We start from the raw sequence: 19,743 nt of genomic DNA, 5'->3' as shown, positions 1-19,743 counted from the left end.
CCTTCTTTGCCCTGTCTAAATTTGTATTATTTTTGAAATGATTTGATTTCATATATATTCCTTCTCAAACTTCTAGTAGAATCAAGCCATTGAAGGATAAAGAGGAGCTGAGTCCAATGGACTATATTATTTATGTCTGGCTTGTGGTCATGATTAGCGTAGTCTCTACCGTATGGATGAGTTACATATTGAAAGATAAAAAAATAAATTTGTTTGAGTTAATGGGAAGAATCCCTTGGCTGCTAACTGGGGTTCTTCTTCTTCTTCTTCTGGCCGGAGGATGGTCCTATGCTCGGGTGCCGCAGATAAAGCGCTGTATCAAGCGAAACAGGAAGGACGTAATTGTGTTCGGACTTATGATGTGGGTAGGCTAATTTCAAAAGAGTAACCTAGGCGAGGGAGTCCCCTTGTCTTTTTGCTTTTTCCGCTAACCGCAGGGTACCTAAAAAAGTTAGTACTTAGAATCAACTTGAAAACCCATTACAATAAACATAACAAATCACTAGAAAGTGAGTGTTTGATTATGAAGTTTACACTTTATCTTTTAAAGCTTATCTTACGCGTATTGTTTCGAGTACAGGTGCGTGGTTTGGAGAAGCTGGATTTCTCTAAACCGCTTATCTTGATGCCTAATCATATTTCCTTGTTAGATGCTGTGTTTTTAGCTTTGTATCTACCGTCACAGGTTACGTTTGTAGCGAATACGGGTATTGCTAAACGGTTTTCTTTTATTATGAAGTTTCGATCGCATATCACGATTGACCCTCTAAACCCTTATTCGATCCGAAAGATGGTAAGAGTGGTCAAGGAAGGAAAGCCTCTTGTGCTGTTTCCCGAAGGGAGAATTAATACGACAAGTGGCAGCAGCTTAATGAAAATCTATAGTGGTATGGGTTATCTAGCACTCAAAACGAGCGCTCAAGTTTATCCGGTTGTGATTCAAGGTTTAGAGCGGTCAAGGTGGTCCTACCTTGGGGAGAAGAATAAAACGGTCTGGTTCCCTCGAGTAGGCATTATCATTGGCACCCCTTTTACCATTGAGCGTAATGAACAAGAAATGATGAGGGTACAAAAGAAGCAGGCGACAGATAAGGTATATCGTGTATTGCAGAATGCTATTTTTGAAAGTCGGGTGAAACAAGATGTGAACCTGTATCAAGAGGTTTTAAGTGCGGCAAGGGACCATGGGTGGAAACGGGTGATTGCTGGTGATATCACCTCATCTGTTACGTACCAAAAACTGCTTCTAGGAAGTACGGTACTCAGTTTAAAACTGAGAGATTCTGTACACGCTCAAACCACAGTAGGGGTTCTTCTTCCAAGTTCCATCGGTCATCTTGTTACATTGCTAGGCTTATGTCGGCTTGGGGTACGTCCAGCGATCCTGAACTTTTCTCAAGGAACCCAGACGATACAGGACTGTTGTGCTACCGCTGAGATTCGGAATGTTCTCACCTCACGTGTTTTTATTGAGAAAGGCGGCTTGCAAGAGGTGGTTGAAGGGTTGCTGCATATGGGGATTGAGATGGTTTATCTTGAAGACCTGAAGAGTCAAATCACGATGCGGGATAAACTTATAGGACTCATGACGTACAAAGCAGTAGGTAAGGTGAATAACAAGGAAGTGATTCTCTTTACTTCGGGTAGTGAAAGTAAACCGAAAGGCGTGGTATTAAGTCATGATCAGATTTATGCCAATGTCCAACAAGTGCTCTGTTCGATTGATGTGACCTCGAAGGATAAAATTTTTAATGCGTTACCTATGTTTCATAGTTTTGGGTTGACTGCCGGAACGTTCTTACCCATTCTTGCAGGTGTTCCCACTTACTTGTATCCGAGTCCTCTGCATTATAAAGCCATCCCTGAGCTGTGTTATGAGCAGAATGCTACGATCCTGTTTGGAACATCGACCTTCTTAGCGGGGTATGGACGCATGGCTCACCCTTATGACTTTTATTCGCTGCGCTATGTATTTGCTGGGGCCGAGAAGCTAAAAGAAGAAGTGCGTCAACTATGGTTAGAAAAGTTCGGCGTTCGCATATTTGAAGGATATGGAGCTACAGAGACATCTCCCATTCTTTCATTGAATACACCATTGGCGATTAAAAGAGGTACTGTAGGTCGTCTTGTTCCAGGAATCCGAGCTAAACTGGTGCCGGTGGAGGGCATTGGTCAAGGTGGACGTTTGCTTGTTCAGGGTCTAAATGTGATGAGAGGTTATTTGATTTCTGGAAAGGGATTCGTGCCCGCTGACGATTGGTATGATACCGGTGATGTGGTCTCCATTGATTCCGAAGGGTATCTGCAAATTCAAGCCAGAATGAAGCGGTTCGCTAAAGTGGGAGGAGAGATGGTCTCTCTTCAGTCTGTTGAGGATCTAGCAAGCCGTGCGTTCGGTCATCCGCAAGTAGCTGCTATATCGGTTCCTGATGCGCGAAAAGGAGAGAGAATCCTTTTATATACTGAGCAACCTCAAGATCAATTGGAATCCATTCGTCATTTGATACGAGAACAAGGTTTTTCTCCTTTGCTCTGTCCATATCGGATAGAAGCGGTGGAAAAGATTCCGTTACTTGGCAGTGGAAAAACCGATTACGTTACTCTACAACAATGGGGCAACAGTAGGAAAGAAGGGATATCATATGAAGGATAAGCGATATCAATCATTACAGATTCTAAACATTGCCCAGATGCTCAGTGCTTTTGCTGATAATGCCATTTTCTTTGTTATACTCGGGTTACTCGCTTCAAAGGGATTCTCCGATCCTGAAGGGGAAATGGTCATGGTGCAAGCAGGTTTCCTGTTAGCGTACGTGCTCTTAGCTCCGTTTGTTGGCACCTTTGCTGATAAGCATCGAAAGTCTCATGTTTTGGTGGTCGGAAATTTGATTAAAGCGGCAGGGGTAGGGTTATTGTTCTCTGGGATATCCCCTGCTGTCTCCTACGCTCTGATTGGGCTAGGGGCAGTCGTCTATTCCCCGGCGAAGTACGGTGTGCTAGTCGAGATTTGCAAGGATGCGATTCAGATGTTAATGAAGGCCAACGCTAAGCTAGAGTCTTCTACGATAGCTGCCATTTTGCTTGGGACATTAGCTGGAGGGTTCCTAGCCACTTTCTCCCCGTCGATGGGTATGTTGGTATGTATGGCGCTTTATGTGATTTCCATTGCTTTAGCTCCGTTCATCATCTGCGATGAAGGAAATTCGAAACTTCGTTATGGATCGTCGGCTCGCGAATTTCTTCGAGAGGTCCGATGGATGATGTCTCGACCTACCTTGCGATTTTCGTTGTTTGGGACGAGTGCATTCTGGATGACCTCCGCCGTCCTGCGCATTGCTTTTCTCATGTGGTTGTCACAGTACCTCCAAGTAACGGACCCTTTTCAACAATCGATGGTGGTGGGGATTACCGGTGTTGGCATTGTCATTGGGGCCATCCTCGCTCCGAAACTTGTTCCCATTGCTAAATTCCATCAGTCTTATCTTTTTGGCTTTCTCATGGTTGTTGTCATTGTACTTGCGGTCATTCCGATCCATGTCTACCTGACAGCGGTTTTGTTATTATTGGTTGGGGTGTTTGGGGCCGTCTTTATTATTCCTATGAATACGATTGTACAGGATGAAGGGAAGCGCATGGTAGGCTCTGGGAAAACGATAGCGATTCAAAACTTCTGCGAAAATATTTTGATGCTTAGTGGAATCGGGATTTTTCAGTATCTTCTTTCCGTAGGACTGGATGTGCAAATTGCGATTTTAATCATAGGCGCGATCTTGGGAGGATTCGTGGTCTATATTCGATCTTTGGTTTCTCAGTTCAATGGAGAGATTCATGACCAAGAAATGAGGTCCGTTTCATCAAGATGAGTGGATGTGTTGGTAGAGGGTACAGATGTACCCTTTTTTCTATGTCATCAGGAGGTCTGGACTAGGCTTGTATTCCATTATTTGTATTTCTTTTGTCTCATAAGTAACAAAACCCCCTGGTAATTAATACCTTATATTCAAAATAAAGACTAGTTCGTTATCCTGATTTAGTTGATAGATATATTATTTTGAATAATAGTTTTGTATAATCAGACTTGTCTAAATTAAAAGATACAAACAAAGAGGAGGAAGTAACATGAAGAAATTCTATAAAATATTAGGAGCGGGTTTACTTGCGGCATCTCTTGTGGCAACCAGTGCATTCGCCAATCCTCTAACTCCTGGTGGGCCTTCAACGGAAGGGCGCACGAGCATGGAGAGCATTGTTACATACTCCGATATGATTAAGATTTTGGAAGACATTGAACATACCAGCAAGGGCCAAGTCGATGTGTTTACCCTTGACGATTATGGGGTAAGTGAACAAGGACGTGACTTTTATGTTGCAAAAGTGGGGAACGGTCCGAAAAAAATCTGGATCCAAGCCCAAATCCACGGAGATGAAAAATTGGTTACGGAGGCCACTCTTCAACTCTTAAAGTCCCTTGGTACGAATAAAGGGGATACGGAGACTCAAAAGATCCTCGATGAGTTGACGCTGTATGTGATTCCAATGTATAACCCGGATGGAGCAGAGATGAATAATCGCAGAACCTTGCTGCATGAGAATGGGGAGTCTACAGGGAAGTGGGTTGACCTAAATCGAGATTGGGCGGAGGACAAATTGGAAGCCGATGAATCGATGGCCTTCTATAAGTACTGGGTTGATGTAAAACCTGACTTCATGGTGGATCTACACCATCAAGGATTTAAGACAGTGCCTGGAACGAACGAATCCACTTCGTTCTCCTTAGGGATCTCACTTGCCCCGGACGGTCCTACTCTTCCATACTTGGATGGTAAGTACGAGGACAAATCTTACAATGAGATTACTCGTTCGGCTCAGGCCTATGTCTATGATGCTTTGAAGGATCTTGGGTACACCCACATTGATCGTTATACTGTGAACAATGGTAAATACGAGATTGATATTCATGGAGGAGTAACGTCAGCCATGATGTTGGGTCTTAACTATCAAGGCTTGAATCCGGAAGGCCATTCGAATCCAGCCATCTTCTTTGAAACCAAAGGGAATACACGTGAAGGCAGTTTGGGACAGCGTTCCAATGGGTATTTAACAAAACAAAACTACCTAGGCTTGCGTGCTGTATTGTTCGGCTTGGCTTCTGGTGAAATCTTGGAGACGGATCCAGAAAAATGGAATGATATTCCTGTGGGAGAGATCGAAGGATACCTCACAGATACCGGGATCGTCCCAAAAAACTAGACATAATAAAAAACTCCTTAACTGCCTTATTGTGAGTTAAGGAGTTTTTTTATTGGTTTTACAAAAGCTTTACAAAAAATGAATATTACATAGATTGATAGAATTCGACATTGGAATTAAAATAGTGAAACGATAAAACCTTACTAGAAAGGGACCGAATTTGAATTGCCCATGACTACTATAATGTCAAAAATTAAGGAAAGTATGATGACTCTTCGTGCTAAGATTAACCTTTATTTTAGTCTATTATTTATCTTGGTTGCATTGATTATCTTTTTGGTAAATGGTATGACTAATTATTTATTTGGATCCATTTTCCTACTGGTTATAGGTCTGATCCAAACCAGAGTATTTTTACAATGTGATGTCCTATCGCGAATTACTCAGCTTGACCGTACAATTCAACAGATTAAGACGACGAAAGATTTGTCCATTCGTGCGGATGTTAAACAAAATGATGAAATTTCCTCATTAACCTCGGATTTTAATTTATTAATAGGTACACTTGAACAACTACATGAAGAAAAAACACAGGTTGCCCATTTTGATTCCATTACCCATCTTCCTAACCGAAAAAAGTTCTATCAAGATTTAGAGCAGCAAATTCAAGAGGTTTCCATCTCATCAGAGTGTGTTGGTGTGGCTTTAATGGATCTGGATCGATTTAAAGTGATCAATGAAACCTTAGGGCCGGCAATGGGGGATCAGTTGTTAGAGCAAGTGGCCCGTCGTTTGGATCTTCTCCTTGAGGATTATGGTATTCCACTGTACCGAATTGGCGGTGATGAGTTTATCTTCATTTTGTCTAAGCGTACCGAGAAGGAGATGGTTGAAGTATTGGATCAGATCCTTGAAGCATTCCAACAGCATTTTCTAATTCAAGGCCAACCTTACTCCATTACAACCAGTATCGGCGTAAGTATATATCCGAGGGATGGGAATCGAATTCAGGATATCTTAAAGAATGCAGACCTTGCCATGTATCAAGTCAAAGGGCATGGGAAGAAAGGCTATCTTTTTTATACGGAAGATTTACAAAGAACCCAAAATCGTAAGTTTCAGCTTGAACAGGAGCTAGCCAAAGCGTTAGAACAAGGAGAGTTCCATATTGTCTATCAGCCAAAAGTGAACGCAAGGACCGAAACGGTGATAGGAATGGAGGCTCTCCTGCGTTGGAAGCATAACCAATTAGGGTATATATCTCCAGCAGAGTTTATCCCTATTGCAGAGGAAATCGGACTCATTGTGGAGATGGGGAAGTGGGTGTTGCGTAAAGCGTGTGAACAAAATCAGGCTTGGATCCGCCAAGGACTCCCACCTTTAGTTGTTTCGGTTAACTTATCAACGGCCCAGTTCCATGAAACAGACTTTGTAGACCAAGTTGTCCATATATTACAGAATACGGGAATGAATCCTGAGTATCTAGAGTTAGAGATTACAGAAAGTCTAGCCATGAGAGATATTAAGCAGTGTATTCAAATATTAGAGGATTTAAAGAAACTAGGAATCCATATTTCGATGGATGACTTCGGAACTGGTTATAGTTCTTTACGATATTTACAGCAACTCCCCATTGACACATTGAAGATTGATAAATCTTTCATTGACGCTATTGGGACAGAAGACAAAAAAGAATTGATTGTAACCACGATCATCGCTATGGCCAATATCTTGAAAATTAAAGTCATCGCAGAAGGGGTTGAAGAGCGCCATCAAGTAACTGAATTACTGAATCTGCAATGTGAGCAAATGCAAGGATATTACTTCAGCAAACCCTTATCCCCCGGAGATTTTCAATTGTTTCGGCATAATAGAAACAACAACCTTCATCTACGAGAATATACGGAAAATATAGTTTAATGTAATAGAGGAGAGAGAAGGGAATTCGATGGTTCAAATCAAGGGCTTGAACGTAATGAAGCAAAGTTTAAGATGGAATCAATTAGGGCTTCGATTGTTTCGTTTATTACAAAAACAGCCAGTAGGAATCTTGTACTTTGATGTTATAGGCTATCGGATGGAGAGTCAAGTTTGGGTGAGAGAACACCATAGTGAAGTTCTCTCCCTATTGGGGAGCATTCTCCCAACCTGGAAAGGGAACCATGCAGAGGGTGTGATCGATTATGTAATGATCAGTGAAGGGGTATTCCTTTTCATCGCCATTCCCCCTCAGTGGGCCTCCGAGAAAAAAGATAAGCTAGAGTCTTATGCAATACAGCTAGATGATGAAATCCGTCATTGTTGTGTGCTAAGTGAAGAAACCAATAGGTTTTTAGAAATTCATTATGGGGTAAGTTGGCTTGACGGAGTAGAGAGTGTGAATGCGGTTCAGCCACTTTATGGTTCCTTGAATCGGGCCTACTTAGAGGCTTACCATAAACGGGATAATGAATGTAAAGAAATTAAGGGGCGTTTGTTCCATTTGCTTTCTGGTGGGGATCTTCGACCACAATATCAGCCTATCTATTCTCTCAAGTCAGCTTCGTTGGTTGGTTATGAGGCGACCCTTGAAGGATCGTCAGAAGAAACTTCGAATGAAAAGGTATTAGCTTACGCTGTTAAAACGGGGAAGTTGGCAGATTTACACAAACGAGCCATACACGATGCACTCGTGAAGTATAAAGAGTCTGGATGTTTATCGAAGTTGTTTGTTAATGTGGACGAACGGATTCTGAAGGATCCAAACGCTCTCCCGATCTACCTGGTCAATAAAATGAAGGAAGTAGATGTTGATCCCAGGAGGTTGGTAATTGAGATCAAATTCGACCGAGCTTCTGAACAAGATCTACAGATAATACAAACCTCCATACAACTTCTTAAACGACAAGGTATGGCAATTGCCCTGGATCAGGTCCAATATAACTTACTGGATTGGAAGCGAATTGAACTTTTACAACCAGAGTATATCAAAATCCATAAGAATCTAATAAAAGAGGTTCAGTTAGATTGGATGAAAGAAGAGCAGCTTAAACTTCTTTTAAGTGTGGTACGACGAATGAACGGCCAAGTCATTGCAATGGGTGTGGAAAACGAAGAAGAGTTGAGAAAAGTCATCACATTGGGAGTCGACATGGGTCAGGGTTTCGCTCTAGGCCATCCACAATCTTTATCTTCTCCTGTGCCTGCCTTGCACCCACAGATCAACAGACTAACAGTGGATAGCAGGGAACGCTTCATACGTGAGGGTATCCCAAGAGACATTATCGTTCAATCCAAGCAAGTAAATCATGAGCATTATGTTTCTGAAGTGGCTGATTATTTTCAGCTAACAGAGAGAGAGTCCTATGTCATAGTCGTACAAGATCGTCAACCTGTGGGTCTTATATCAAAAGGGAAATTATACCAAAGACTTGGAACACGATATGGCGTTTCCCTTTATCTCAACAAAAAAGTCTTTGAAATTATGGATGGTACACCTCTCATCGTAGAGAGCACGATGTCTATTGAATTTGTTTCCAAGCTAGCAATGTCTAGGAGTGCCGATCAATTATATGATGCGATTATTGTGATGAGAGAGGGTCACATCCTTGGGGTTGTAACCATTCAGGCTCTTCTTGATCGAATGACCAAAAATCAAATTGAGTGGGCTAAGAACACCAACTCTTTAACTCATTTACCCGGGATTCACTTAATCGAAGATGAGATTCGCAGAAGAAGGGAGCAGCAGGAGGAGATCTCGCTTATCTATGCCGATTTGGATTCGTTTAAATGGTACAATGATATTTTTGGGTTCAAGAAAGGGGATCAGGTCATTGAACGTCTGGCTGGCATCATGGTCAGCCTCCAAAAGGATGACCCCAACCTGTTCATCGGTCATATTGGAGGGGATGATTTTATGGCGATTACAAGCCAAAGAACTGCTGAATCTCTTTGTAAAGAAATCATCGAAAGATTTGATCAAGGCATTCACGAATTCTACTCTCCTTCTATTAATGAGCAACTTCACAGCATGGGGAAAATCGAGACGGTCGATCGTCAGGGGAACAAGGTTGAGACAAAAGGCGTATCGATCTCGTTAAGTGTTTTAGATTGTGACAACTTGCAACATTATAAACTCGAGGATCTTTCCGAACAGATTATCGAATTAAAAAAATCGGCTAAAGCGATTATTGGAAGTGTGTATGTCAGAGGGAAATGCCGAGGGGTTTCTTGTTGCTAGTTTACCTTGAAAGCGGAGAAATAAGGGGAAACTATTTCTCCTAATAAAATTGGGTGAGATTTTCTTCCAAACTCGTGTAAAAGCCTGACGGAGACAGGTATAGTAGGCTTATCGGGATTATTGGAAATTTTCTCCCTCCATCCAACTCCTCTTGCACCCTCACTCGTGAGGGTGTTTTTTTTCTACTATGATATAAAGGATAATGTATGAACCAAAGGGTATTCTAATATAAGAACAAATGTTTGAGGGGGGTTGAAGAAATGGTTCAGCAGAAACAAAATTTACAACAAATATATCAAGAATACCTGCTGCACGGGAAGCAGCAAGCAGTTCAAGAAGGCCAAGCGCCCGTTCAAGCAGGTCAAGAGGAGATTGTGGCGGTGCAAAAAAATGAAGACGGTAACCTCATTGCTTTTAAAACCAACACGGGTCGCGTTTTAGATTATGTTTCTGCTCTAGCAGAAGCAAAGGCTGGAAAACTGGCTCACGTCGATGTCTTTCATAAATACGGACGTGATATCTTGCGTAGTGAACTAGATGGGATTGAAGAAAATAATTTAGATCATTTGCCCGAGTTTTGATATCGGACTACTCCATCTTTTTACCAGGAGATAATTTTTGTTCCATATCAGGGTTTATGGACTCGTCATCATATTGAATTGAAGGATCAATGGGAAATTGTGAATCTAATGTGTCACCTGCATTGCGGTCCACATTTTCGATGTGATAACGACTAGGTGAGATCGGGTCTTCGTAAGTTCCACAGGCTGCGGTTAAGAAAGATAAAGATAGGACTAATAATCCCAGTCTTTTCATGAAGTTCCCTCCTCGTTTTCAGGATCTGCCCATGTATGCATAATTTGCTTTACTGTGGCAGGGTCTGTGATGCTAGCTGCATAGTAGACTAAATCGTGAATCGTCATCCTTCTGATATGAGAGTGAGGAGTTTCGTGGATGTCACACATCACCATCAGATCCTCATAGCTTCCGGCTATGAGAATAATCCAGGGATTGCCGTCTTTTCCCCAAGTTCCCTTTGTTCCCATCACCACAGGAAGAGGATGATTAGAGTTCTGAACATACTGATAGACCCATTCTTGTTCTGTAAGCAGCTTTTTCTCTCGCATAGGTTTAGTATGTCAAAAAACGGTTGGGCTATTTGCCCAACCGTTTAAGTTGATTCATGGATCATTAGTTGATAAAAACGCACATCTTGCCAAAATCTATATCCCAATAGATATCCTAAGTCATGGTTCCTATGTACTAGATTCTAGTAAAAATAGTTATTTTATCATAATATATATAATATTTTAAATATTATTATTATTATATTGACTTTGGTAAATATTTCAATATAAGATAAACATAGTCTACCAATTATGAACTTGTGGTAGTTCCTACTAAAAAATAAGGGAAGGAGTGCAAAGTAAGAACTTTGTTGAAAACGTTAACTCATTCATGGAGGAGGGAAGAATCAATTGAAAAAAGCAGGTAAGTGGTTGTTATCCATGGTTTTAGCTTTTTCGATGTTTTCGGGTGGAGCTTTAGCGGCAAAGGATCAAGAGATTGCGGATACAGTCTATACAAACGGAAATATTTACACGGTAGATGGTAAATTTTCCAAGGCAGATGCGCTCGCTGTTAAAGACGATAAACTTGTTTATGTTGGCAACAAAGGACTGGTGAAAAAGTACATAGGTCCAAAGACGAAGGTCGTTGATTTACAGGGAAAGACCGTGATTCCAGGGTTGAATGATGGTCATCTTCATTTTCCTGGCATGGCCATGAATACGCTGAGAATAGATGGATTTAATAAGCCAAAGGAAGAGATTTTAAGGTTAGTTAAAGAGGATGCGGAAAAGCGGGAACCAGGAGAATGGATTATTGGTCGAGGTTGGAATCATGAGTTATGGCCAGATCGAAAATTCCCAACAAAAGAGGATTTAGACGCCGTAGCGCCAAATAATCCTGTTGTGCTTACTCGTGTAGATGGTCACTCTGTTTGGGTCAATTCTATGGCACTTGAAATTGGAGGAATTACAAAGGACACACCTAACCCACAGGGTGGGGAAATTATCCGAGACAGCAATGGTGAAGCAACAGGGATGCTCATTGATACAGCGGAAGACCCGGTGGTATCTAAGATCCCTCCTTTTACTGCAGATCGTGTACAAGAAGGGATGAAGAAAGCCCAAGAAGAACTATTTCGTGAAGGGATCACAAGTGCGACAGATGCGGGAACTCATTTGAACCACATCGAAAGTATGAAAGCGCTTTATGAAAAAGATCAACTGAAAGTTAGGTTGAATGTTATGGTAGCTAATGGTCAAGGCGGTGCCACTGGGGAGAGTTTAGCTTTCGCCTATGGCAAAGGACCGGAGATTGGATTGTATGGGGATCGATTAACCATTCGTTCCGTGAAGCTGGTTGGGGATGGATCCCTTGGTTCTCGTAGTGCCGCGTTAATAGAAGACTATCATGATCGCCCGGGGCATAAAGGCAATTATCGATTTACAGATGAAGAATTATATCGATTAGTTAAAGAAGCACGTAAGTATGGTTTCCAAGTGGCTACACACGCGATAGGAGATGGAGCTATTCAACAGTCCATTAACGTTTATGAAAGAGTACTCAAGGAGGATCCACTGCCTGATCATCGCTGGAAGATAGAGCATTTCCAAGTTGCGAATGCTGAAGAAATTCAGAAAATCGCAGAGCTTGGCATTATGCCATCCATGCAGCCTGTCCATGCAACCTCAGATAAAAATATGGCTGAGGATCGAGTAGGACCTGAACGAATTAAGTATGCCTATGCTTGGAGAAAGACCATTGATGCGGGCTCTCACATTGTTGGTGGATCTGACGCTCCAGTTGAGCTAGTCAATCCATTCCACGGTATTTATGCCGCTATCACAAGAATGGACCGTGAGGGTACACCTGAGGGTGGTTGGTATCCAGAAGAAAAAATGACGAGAGAAGAAGCTTTGCGCGCTTTCACGATTTGGGCTGCCGAAGGCCATTTTGAAGAAAATTTAAAAGGTAGTTTAGAAGTTGGAAAATTGGCTGATTTTATCGTCATCGACCGTGACATTATGAAGTGCCCAGAAACTGAAATAAAAGATATTCAAGTGCTTAAAACGGTGCTTGGAGGAGAAGTCGTCTACGAAAAGAAATAGGAGATGTTTACCACCCTCGATTAGAGGGTGGTTTTTTTTCAGAGTGTGGTAAAATCAACCAAGTGAGGGATTATGATCAGATATTTTGAGATAGCCGGAGGTTTTTCCGTTACTTATTTAAAGTATATAAAAAGGGCAGAAATAACAGGAGCTTTTTCCGTTATCTTGTGTAAAATGACTATTTTGGCTTGTCATGAGGGGAGTAGGCGGAAGTTTTCCTGTTATCTAGCACAGAAAAGCTCACAAATCAAAAATAGCCGGAATATCTCCGCTTACGTATCATGGATAGAAAGAGAATTTTAGGAGGGGATGAGCTTGTTTTCATGGTTGACTAGTCTGTGGAGGAAGAAATGCGCGATATGCAAGGGGTTGGGAGCATCTCCGGCGAAGTATTATGATGATCGGAGAAATGAGATCTATGTTTGCCAAAAATGTTTAATCTACGCGGAGAGACGTGCTTTTCGAAAAAGGGTGTAAGGAGGATTTGATGAAGTTAGTTCGTTTGTTCTTCATGGCAATGATTCTATTCATCGTGACAGCTTGTTCAGAGAACATAACAGAAGATGATCCCAAGCCTGAATTATTTCCCTACGTGGTAGAGACAGTAGCGGAACGACTGGATGTTCCATGGGAAATGGATGTGGCAGCCGATGGTCGGATCTTTTTCACTGAACGTCCTGGTTTGGTGCGGGTAATTGTCGACGGAGTGTTACATAAAGAACCTGTGATCCGAATGGATGAACCTTTTCGAAGTGGTGGAGAAGGTGGTCTATTAGGCTTGGTGCTGGATCCTCAATTTGAGGAGAATGGCTATATTTATGTGTATCATACTTATGAAGTCAATGGTGAAATTCAAAATCGTGTGCTCCGTCTGAAAGAGAACAATAACAAGGCATCTATTGATCGGGTTATAATTGATGGTCTGCCGGGGGCACAAAATCATAATGGCGGCCGGATAAAAATGGGTCCAGATGGCTATCTGTATATCACTTCCGGTGATCGCTATGAACCAGAGTTGGCCCAGGAGAAACAGAGTCTTGGCGGGAAAATTTTGCGGATTGGATTAGATGGATCCATTCCAGAAGATAATCCTTTTCCGGGTTCACCGGTATACAGTTTAGGACATCGTAACGCGCAAGGATTAGCTTGGCATCCAGATACAATGCAACTCTATGCTTCAGAGCATGGGCAGTCGGCCCATGATGAGATTAACAAAATTGAACCAGGTGGAAATTATGGTTGGCCAATTATTGAAGGGGATGAAACGCTTAGCCAGCAGCCGGAGTTAAAATCTCCATTCATTCATAGCGGAACAGAAACTTGGGCCCCCTCTGGCATGACGTTCATAACGGAAGGACCGTGGAGAGGTCAGCTTCTAGTAGCGAATTTGCGCGGGAATCAGGTCTTAAAATTATCTCTTGGATCTGATGGCCTCGAGGTAGAGGAGATCGAATCTCTTCTTCAAGAGTGGGGGCGGATTCGTAATGTCTATGAAGGTCCAGACCAGTCCATTTATATCATGACAAATAACCGAGACGGTCGGGGCAAACCTGAAGAGGCTGACGATAAGATCTATAGACTTAGGCCGAAGGATTAGGAGGGATATGATGTTTCAAAGTCGCCCGGTTAGTTTAGAGGATTTCAATTTGATTTGTACTTTTCCCCGTAATGAAGAAGAAACTTTCTTTATGTCACCGAGGGCAAATTATCCACTTTCAGTTGAGCAACTCATGGACCTAACGAAGGAAAGATGCGGACAAACAGTAATAATGGATGAAGCAGGACAGGTCTGCGGGTATGCCAATCTTTACAATGTAGAAGAGGGGAGCTTGTGTTGGTTAGGCTCGGTTATTGTTTCCCCAGATTATAGGGGAAAGGGAGCCGCTGAATTTTTGATTCGTGAGATGATGAGCATCGCAAAGGATGAATTCCATGTCAAAGAGGTACACTTGGTTTGTCATAATCCGAATACGAGAGGGCTCATGTTCTATTCAAGAATGGGGTTTAAGCCCTACGATGTGGTGAAAAGAACGAATTCGGAAGGGGAAATTATCGCGGGGATACCAATGAAAATAGGTGTGTAATGAGGAGGAGAAAGGATGCGAAAAATCAAAGTTTATCATGTAGATGCTTTTACCAGTGAGCCATTCGGTGGGAATGCTGCCGGCATCGTACCAGATGCTAAGGAATTATCCATGGAAGAGATGCAGAAAATCGCGAGGGAGCTGAATCTGTCAGAGACAGCGTTTATTCTTCCTACTCAGGACTCTAAGGCTGACTTTCGAATACGTTACTTTACACCTACAAATGAAATTGATTTTTGTGGACATGCCACTGTAGGTCTATCTTGGTTGCTTGCGACTGAGTATGAGTGGGGTGAGCGAGCAGATAGGGTCGTATTAGAAACATATATTGGGCTAGTACCTGTGGAGTGGAACAAGGAGGAGGGGAGGTTAAAAGGCGTTGTCATGACGCAAGTTCCTCCGAAGATCCGTGAGGACTTCTTTGATATCCACTTGATTGCGGAATGGGTTGGTGTTTCGGTAGAGGATATCGATTCGCGTTATCCGATAAAATGTGCCCATACAGGAAATTGGCATTTACTTGTCCCCATTAAAAATCAAGAAGCAATAGATCAAGCTTCCCCTAAGTTAAGCGAGCTCGAAGCCATGAACCGTGAAAAGAATATCGTCACGACGCATTTATTCACTTTTGATACGAAAGAAGAGGGTTATGACCTTTACACTCGTGACTTTGCTCCAGCAGTGGGAATTGCGGAGGATCCTGTCACAGGTTCGGCTAATGGAGCCCTAGCGGGATATTTAGTTTTGGAGGGATTCCTTAACAGACATCAAGCGCATACGTTAAAAATTGCTCAAGGTCATACCGTGGGCAGACCGGGGACACTCGAGGTTTCGATTTCCCCAGGAGACAAGGAACCTGTTATCAAAGTGGGTGGGGCAGCTGTTGTTACAATAGAAGGGATGCTTACTTTGCCTAACTAAGTCGGATAACCGTAAGCCTAACTTATTAGAGTTGGGCTTTTTGCTTTAAGGATATATTCTCTAAGATCTGATGTATTTTTATCCCCCATTAATCCATATTAAAGGAGTGCTAAATCGCACACAAATGACCTGGAGGTGTAACTGAATGCAACAGAATAACCAACAACAACAGCAGCAACAGATGAAACAAAGTCAACAAATGACCCAACAAACTCAACAAGATCTGCAGCAAGCACAGCAGACTCTGCAGCAAGTTCAGCAACAACAACAAATGAATCAACAACAGCAACAGATGAATCAACAGCCACAACAAATGCAACAGAATAACCAACAGCAACAACAGGTTCAAGGGCTGCAACAACAGATCAACCAAGTGGAACAAGAACTTAACGAGATCGAAAACGAGTTACTTTAGTAGCAAACAACTAGACAGCTATCTTTTATTTCACATTGACCCTATGGGGTCTTTTTTAAATCTCGTTTCTAGAAAAATTCAGGATAAAACTGGAACTTTTTTTATTCTATGTATTGACAGATGCGTAAACCCGTTGTAGAATTCAAATCGTAATAATTACTAAAAACACTTCTGGGTTGTGTGAACTGAGAAGAGGTGAAAGGATCTAGATTCTATTTAATTTTAGAAGAAAAACAGCATAGTTTATCATTTGGTTCTATATAAGATATACATAAAGGTTTTATAGATTTTTAGTGTTGTTACGATTTAATAAGAGTGGAGAGGCGGATTACAAATGAGTATCATTGGAAAATACAGGACTAGAATGACTGCAGTATGCGGTCCGTTGATGTTGAGTGCTGTCCTTTTGCTAACAGGTTGTGGAGCCCAAAAGCAAGAGGCAGCGGGTAAGGCGGAACCAGTTGCAATTCAAGCAGAAGAAAAGAAAGAGGAAATGAAAAAGATAACGGTAATACGTAACTTTAAAGCGGGTAGCCTTGATCCTCATAATAGTTGGGAAACCCTACGAGCTGGTGTTGTAGAGACATTAGTTCGAATAGATGAAAACCTTGTGCTTAAGCCATGGCTAGCGACCTCATGGGAAAACAGAGACGAGCTAACGTGGGTATTTACGATTCGTGATGGAGTAACTTTCCAAGACGGAGCGAAATTAGATGCAGCGGCTGTTAAGGCTTCGTTTGAAAGGGGAATGGCTGCAAGTGAGAATTTAGCTAAAGCTCTAAAGATCGCATCGATGGAGGCTAATGGTCAAGAGCTAACGATCATAACCACTCAACCCCATGCAGCCCTGCCGTCAGAGTTAGTAAATCCTTATGCTTCTGTCATCAGTGTTGAAGCGGAGAAGAAAATGGGCACTGAAGCTTTTAATAATGCTCCAGTTGGAACAGGTCCATTTACGGTGAAGTCGTTTACACCGGATATTGAAATTCAGCTAGAGCGCTACGACAAATATTGGGATGGGAAAGCGAAGATCAATGAGGTGACCTTCAAATTTAATGAGGATCCTAATGTGAGAGCATTAGCGCTTCAGTCCAAAGAAGCGGACATCGTGTATTCCATACCTTCTGAAACAATCGATGCGATAAAACAAGATACGGAACTTGCGGTAGAATCTGTGCCAGGTTTAAGAGTACACTTCCTTTTATACAATGAACAGAAGCCTTTGTTGCAAGACGTTAAAGTACGAAAAGCATTTGATCTACTACTTAATAGAGATAGTATTGCTCATGACATTATGCTTGGAAATGGTACACCTGCCAACGGGCCATTCAACATGAAACTGCCGTTCGCTAACCAAGAGCCGGTAACGGCTTTTAACCCAACAGAAGCGAAGAAACTATTATTAGAAGCAGGCTTTACAGAAGGACCTGATGGCAAGCTAATGAAGGATGGCAAGCCCTTATCCATGGAAATCATTACGTACAAGGCCCGTCCAGAGCTTCCTTTGATCGCTCAACTATTACAATCTGATGCGGCAAAAATCGGGGTTGCTATTAAAATTAAGACAGTAGAAAATGCGGACACTTACTCCAGAGAGAAAAAAGATTGGGACATTCTCACCTATAGCAATTTGGCTGCACCCCGAGGAGATGCAGGCTATTTCTTAAATTCTGCTTTAATGCCAGAAGGATCACTTAATGCGGCAGGTATAGAAATTAATGAATTAAGTCAAATTGTAATGGAGTTAAACGCAACAAGTGATCTTGATCGTCGTGTAAAACTAGCGCGTGAAGCTGTAAAAATTATTAACCAAGAGATTCCTCACTCCTATGCTGTATTTCCAAACCTCATCGTTGGTGTAAATAAAAGAGTGGTAGATTGGAAGCCGGGTGCGGAAGAATATTATATGGTTACAAACAAAATGGATGTGAAATAACGTGTTTCAATTGGTTAAGGCCCGGATGGGACAGCTTGTATTGGTTTTATTTTTATTATCTCTAATGACGTTCATCTTGATGAAGATGGCTCCAGGGGATCCGGTCCTCATAATCTTAGGTTCCGATGAGATGACTGTAACTCAAGCTGACGAAGCTGCGCTCCGAGAGGAGCTCGGCTTCCATTTGCCTATTCTGGTTCAATACGCTCAATGGATGACGAATTTGTTGCAGTTAGACCTTGGAACTTCCTATATTAAGGGAAAACCGGTATTGGATGAATTAATGGATCGACTGCCAACCACGATAGAGCTAACGGTGGGAGGTCTTATCGTTATGATCTTGATTTCCTTGCCTTTAGGGTTTTTGGCTGCAAAGTATCCAGGACGCTGGCCGGATCATGTAAGTCGTTTTCTTGCTCTAATCGGTGCCTCCATTCCTAGCTTCTGGTTGGGACTTCTTTTGATTTATCTGTTCGCTTTTAAGCTGCAGTGGCTTCCAACCATGGGGAAAGGGAGCATATACCATATGATTCTTCCTTCCCTTACGCTCGGATTTGCTATGGCAGCCGTTTATGCTCGATTACTTCGCGCAGGCCTATTAGATAGTTTGTCGCAGGAGTATATCAGGGCTGCGAGAGCAAGAGGAATTGCCGAATGGCGTGTGATGCTGAAGCATGCTTTCCGAGCGGCCTTAATCCCTGTTGTCACCGTATTTGGAATCAGTATCGGTAGTTTGCTTGCTGGAACCGTAGTAATAGAAACCCTGTTTTCCTTACCTGGCCTAGGAAGTATGGGGGTTCAGGCTATCTTTCAACGTGATTATCCTATTATCCAGGGATATGTTTTATTGATTGGCGTGTTCGTCGTCTTCGTTAACTTATTGGTTGATCTAAGCTATGGTTGGCTTGATCCGAGAATTCGCCAAGGCAAGGGGGATGCATCATGAGCGTGGTTGTTATTCGGCGAAAGAAATGGAGTACACTTCTTCAATTTCCATCGATGATGATGGGGATCTGTCTGATGGCAGTCATCTTGATGTTGACATGGATTGGGCCCTATCTTCTTCCTAACGACCCTCTCACCGTACAGATGTCGGAGAGATTACAGCCGTCAAGCTGGCAGTACCCACTAGGGACTGATCATATGGGCAGATGTATTTTATCAAGATTGTTGGCAGGTGCCCACATCACGCTAGGGGTATCAGCACTTGTTATCTTTACCGTTATGATGATTGGAATCCCTCTAGGGCTCCTATCTGGGTATGTAGGCGGGAGGTTAGATGCACTGCTCATGCGATTTGTCGATGGTCTTGCGGCGTTGCCTGAGTTTATCTGGGTGATTGCTGTGTCTGGTTTCCTCGGTCCTAGTCTGACGAATATGGTATTTTCTATTGTGATGATTAAGTGGATTGGTTATGCTCGTGTGGTTCGAGGCATTGTTTTATCCGAACGCGAAAAAGAGTATGTACTAGCTGCGAGAGTCGCGGGTACAGGAACGGCGAAGATACTATGGAGACACCTGTTTCCACAGATCATCTCTCCAGTAGCGGTTTTAGCAGCTCTCGATATTGGTAAAATCATTCTCATTATATCCTCCTTATCCTATCTGGGTTTAGGTGCGCAGCCGCCGACGCCGGAATGGGGGGCTATGCTCAATGACGGTCGACCTTATTTTCAGACGATACCGGAACTGATGATTTATCCAGGAGTGGCGATTATGCTTGTTGTCATTTCCTGCAACCTAATTGGCGATGGACTGCGAGATTATCTAGATGTCCGCAGTAGATAGAAGCTTTTTCTCAG

The 19,743-nt window shown here is 42.4% G+C and carries 17 protein-coding genes; 15 read left to right on the top strand and 2 right to left on the bottom strand.

Going from position 1 to position 19,743, the window contains the following annotated elements; all coding sequences use genetic code 11:
- Positions 1-116: 116 nt before the first annotated feature.
- The 7 genes from EIZ39_RS22900 to EIZ39_RS22870 all read left to right on the top strand — a co-directional run bounded on the left by EIZ39_RS22900 (position 117) and on the right by EIZ39_RS22870 (position 9,990).
- On the top strand, positions 117-374 hold the full coding sequence (locus EIZ39_RS22900) for a hypothetical protein (protein ID WP_129203274.1): 258 nt from the start codon (positions 117-119) through the stop codon (positions 372-374).
- Between the two features lie 149 nt (positions 375-523).
- A complete protein-coding gene (locus EIZ39_RS22895; protein ID WP_129203272.1) occupies positions 524-2,653 on the top strand; it encodes an AMP-binding protein in 2,130 nt (709 codons plus the stop codon).
- Positions 2,643-3,863 (top strand): lysophospholipid transporter LplT, encoded by a 1,221-nt coding sequence (gene lplT, locus EIZ39_RS22890; RefSeq protein ID WP_129203303.1) that lies wholly within the window; start codon positions 2,643-2,645, stop codon positions 3,861-3,863. Before EIZ39_RS22895 ends, lplT begins: the two co-directional genes overlap by 11 nt.
- Before the next feature lie 256 nt (positions 3,864-4,119).
- On the top strand, positions 4,120-5,250 hold the full coding sequence (locus EIZ39_RS22885; protein WP_129203270.1) for a M14 family zinc carboxypeptidase: 1,131 nt from the start codon (positions 4,120-4,122) through the stop codon (positions 5,248-5,250).
- Positions 5,251-5,433: 183 nt separating this feature from the next.
- The gene (locus tag EIZ39_RS22880; RefSeq protein ID WP_164985272.1) at positions 5,434-7,110 is read left to right on the top strand and encodes a putative bifunctional diguanylate cyclase/phosphodiesterase; all 1,677 of its coding nucleotides are present in this window, start codon (positions 5,434-5,436) and stop codon (positions 7,108-7,110) included.
- 28 nt (positions 7,111-7,138) lie between these two features.
- Positions 7,139-9,409: a GGDEF domain-containing protein gene (locus EIZ39_RS22875; protein ID WP_129203266.1), complete on the top strand. Its 2,271-nt coding sequence runs from the start codon at positions 7,139-7,141 to the stop codon at positions 9,407-9,409.
- Between the two features lie 260 nt (positions 9,410-9,669).
- Positions 9,670-9,990, top strand: a complete 321-nt coding sequence (locus tag EIZ39_RS22870) for a DUF3892 domain-containing protein (RefSeq protein ID WP_129203264.1) — start codon at positions 9,670-9,672, stop codon at positions 9,988-9,990.
- A gap of 7 nt (positions 9,991-9,997) precedes the next feature.
- On the opposite strand, the gene EIZ39_RS22865 is transcribed toward EIZ39_RS22870, so the two are convergent.
- Together EIZ39_RS22865 and EIZ39_RS22860 are read right to left on the bottom strand one after the other, a co-directional pair.
- A complete protein-coding gene (locus EIZ39_RS22865) occupies positions 9,998-10,225 on the bottom strand; it encodes a hypothetical protein (protein WP_129203262.1) in 228 nt (75 codons plus the stop codon).
- A complete protein-coding gene (locus tag EIZ39_RS22860; protein WP_129203260.1) occupies positions 10,222-10,536 on the bottom strand; it encodes a hypothetical protein in 315 nt (104 codons plus the stop codon). The genes EIZ39_RS22865 and EIZ39_RS22860 overlap by 4 nt, the downstream gene beginning before the upstream one ends.
- A 351-nt stretch (positions 10,537-10,887) precedes the next feature.
- Between EIZ39_RS22860 and EIZ39_RS22855 the strand changes: the two genes are divergently transcribed.
- From EIZ39_RS22855 to nikC, 8 genes are all read left to right on the top strand, one after another.
- Positions 10,888-12,585 (top strand): amidohydrolase, encoded by a 1,698-nt coding sequence (locus EIZ39_RS22855; protein WP_240675916.1) that lies wholly within the window; start codon positions 10,888-10,890, stop codon positions 12,583-12,585.
- A gap of 487 nt (positions 12,586-13,072) precedes the next feature.
- On the top strand, positions 13,073-14,182 hold the full coding sequence (locus EIZ39_RS22850; RefSeq protein WP_129203258.1) for a PQQ-dependent sugar dehydrogenase: 1,110 nt from the start codon (positions 13,073-13,075) through the stop codon (positions 14,180-14,182).
- A 7-nt stretch (positions 14,183-14,189) separates the two neighbouring features.
- A complete protein-coding gene (locus EIZ39_RS22845) occupies positions 14,190-14,669 on the top strand; it encodes a GNAT family N-acetyltransferase (protein WP_129203256.1) in 480 nt (159 codons plus the stop codon).
- 15 nt (positions 14,670-14,684) lie between these two features.
- Complete coding sequence (locus tag EIZ39_RS22840) at positions 14,685-15,590, top strand: PhzF family phenazine biosynthesis protein (protein WP_129203254.1); 906 nt, start codon at positions 14,685-14,687, stop codon at positions 15,588-15,590.
- 145 nt (positions 15,591-15,735) lie between these two features.
- Positions 15,736-16,005 (top strand): hypothetical protein, encoded by a 270-nt coding sequence (locus EIZ39_RS22835; RefSeq protein WP_129203252.1) that lies wholly within the window; start codon positions 15,736-15,738, stop codon positions 16,003-16,005.
- Positions 16,006-16,339: 334 nt separating this feature from the next.
- Positions 16,340-17,941 (top strand): nickel ABC transporter substrate-binding protein, encoded by a 1,602-nt coding sequence (gene nikA, locus EIZ39_RS22830; protein WP_240675915.1) that lies wholly within the window; start codon positions 16,340-16,342, stop codon positions 17,939-17,941.
- Between the two features lies 1 nt (position 17,942).
- Positions 17,943-18,887, top strand: coding sequence for a nickel ABC transporter permease (gene nikB / locus EIZ39_RS22825; RefSeq protein WP_129203250.1), 945 nt, complete (start codon positions 17,943-17,945; stop codon positions 18,885-18,887).
- 53 nt (positions 18,888-18,940) lie between these two features.
- On the top strand, positions 18,941-19,729 hold the full coding sequence (gene nikC, locus EIZ39_RS22820) for a nickel transporter permease (RefSeq protein ID WP_483296069.1): 789 nt from the start codon (positions 18,941-18,943) through the stop codon (positions 19,727-19,729).
- Positions 19,730-19,743: the final 14 nt, after the last annotated feature.

This window comes from Ammoniphilus sp. CFH 90114 (assembly GCF_004123195.1).
Classification (GTDB): domain Bacteria; phylum Bacillota; class Bacilli; order Aneurinibacillales; family RAOX-1; genus YIM-78166.
This window is presented reverse-complemented; position numbering and strand designations above follow the sequence as displayed.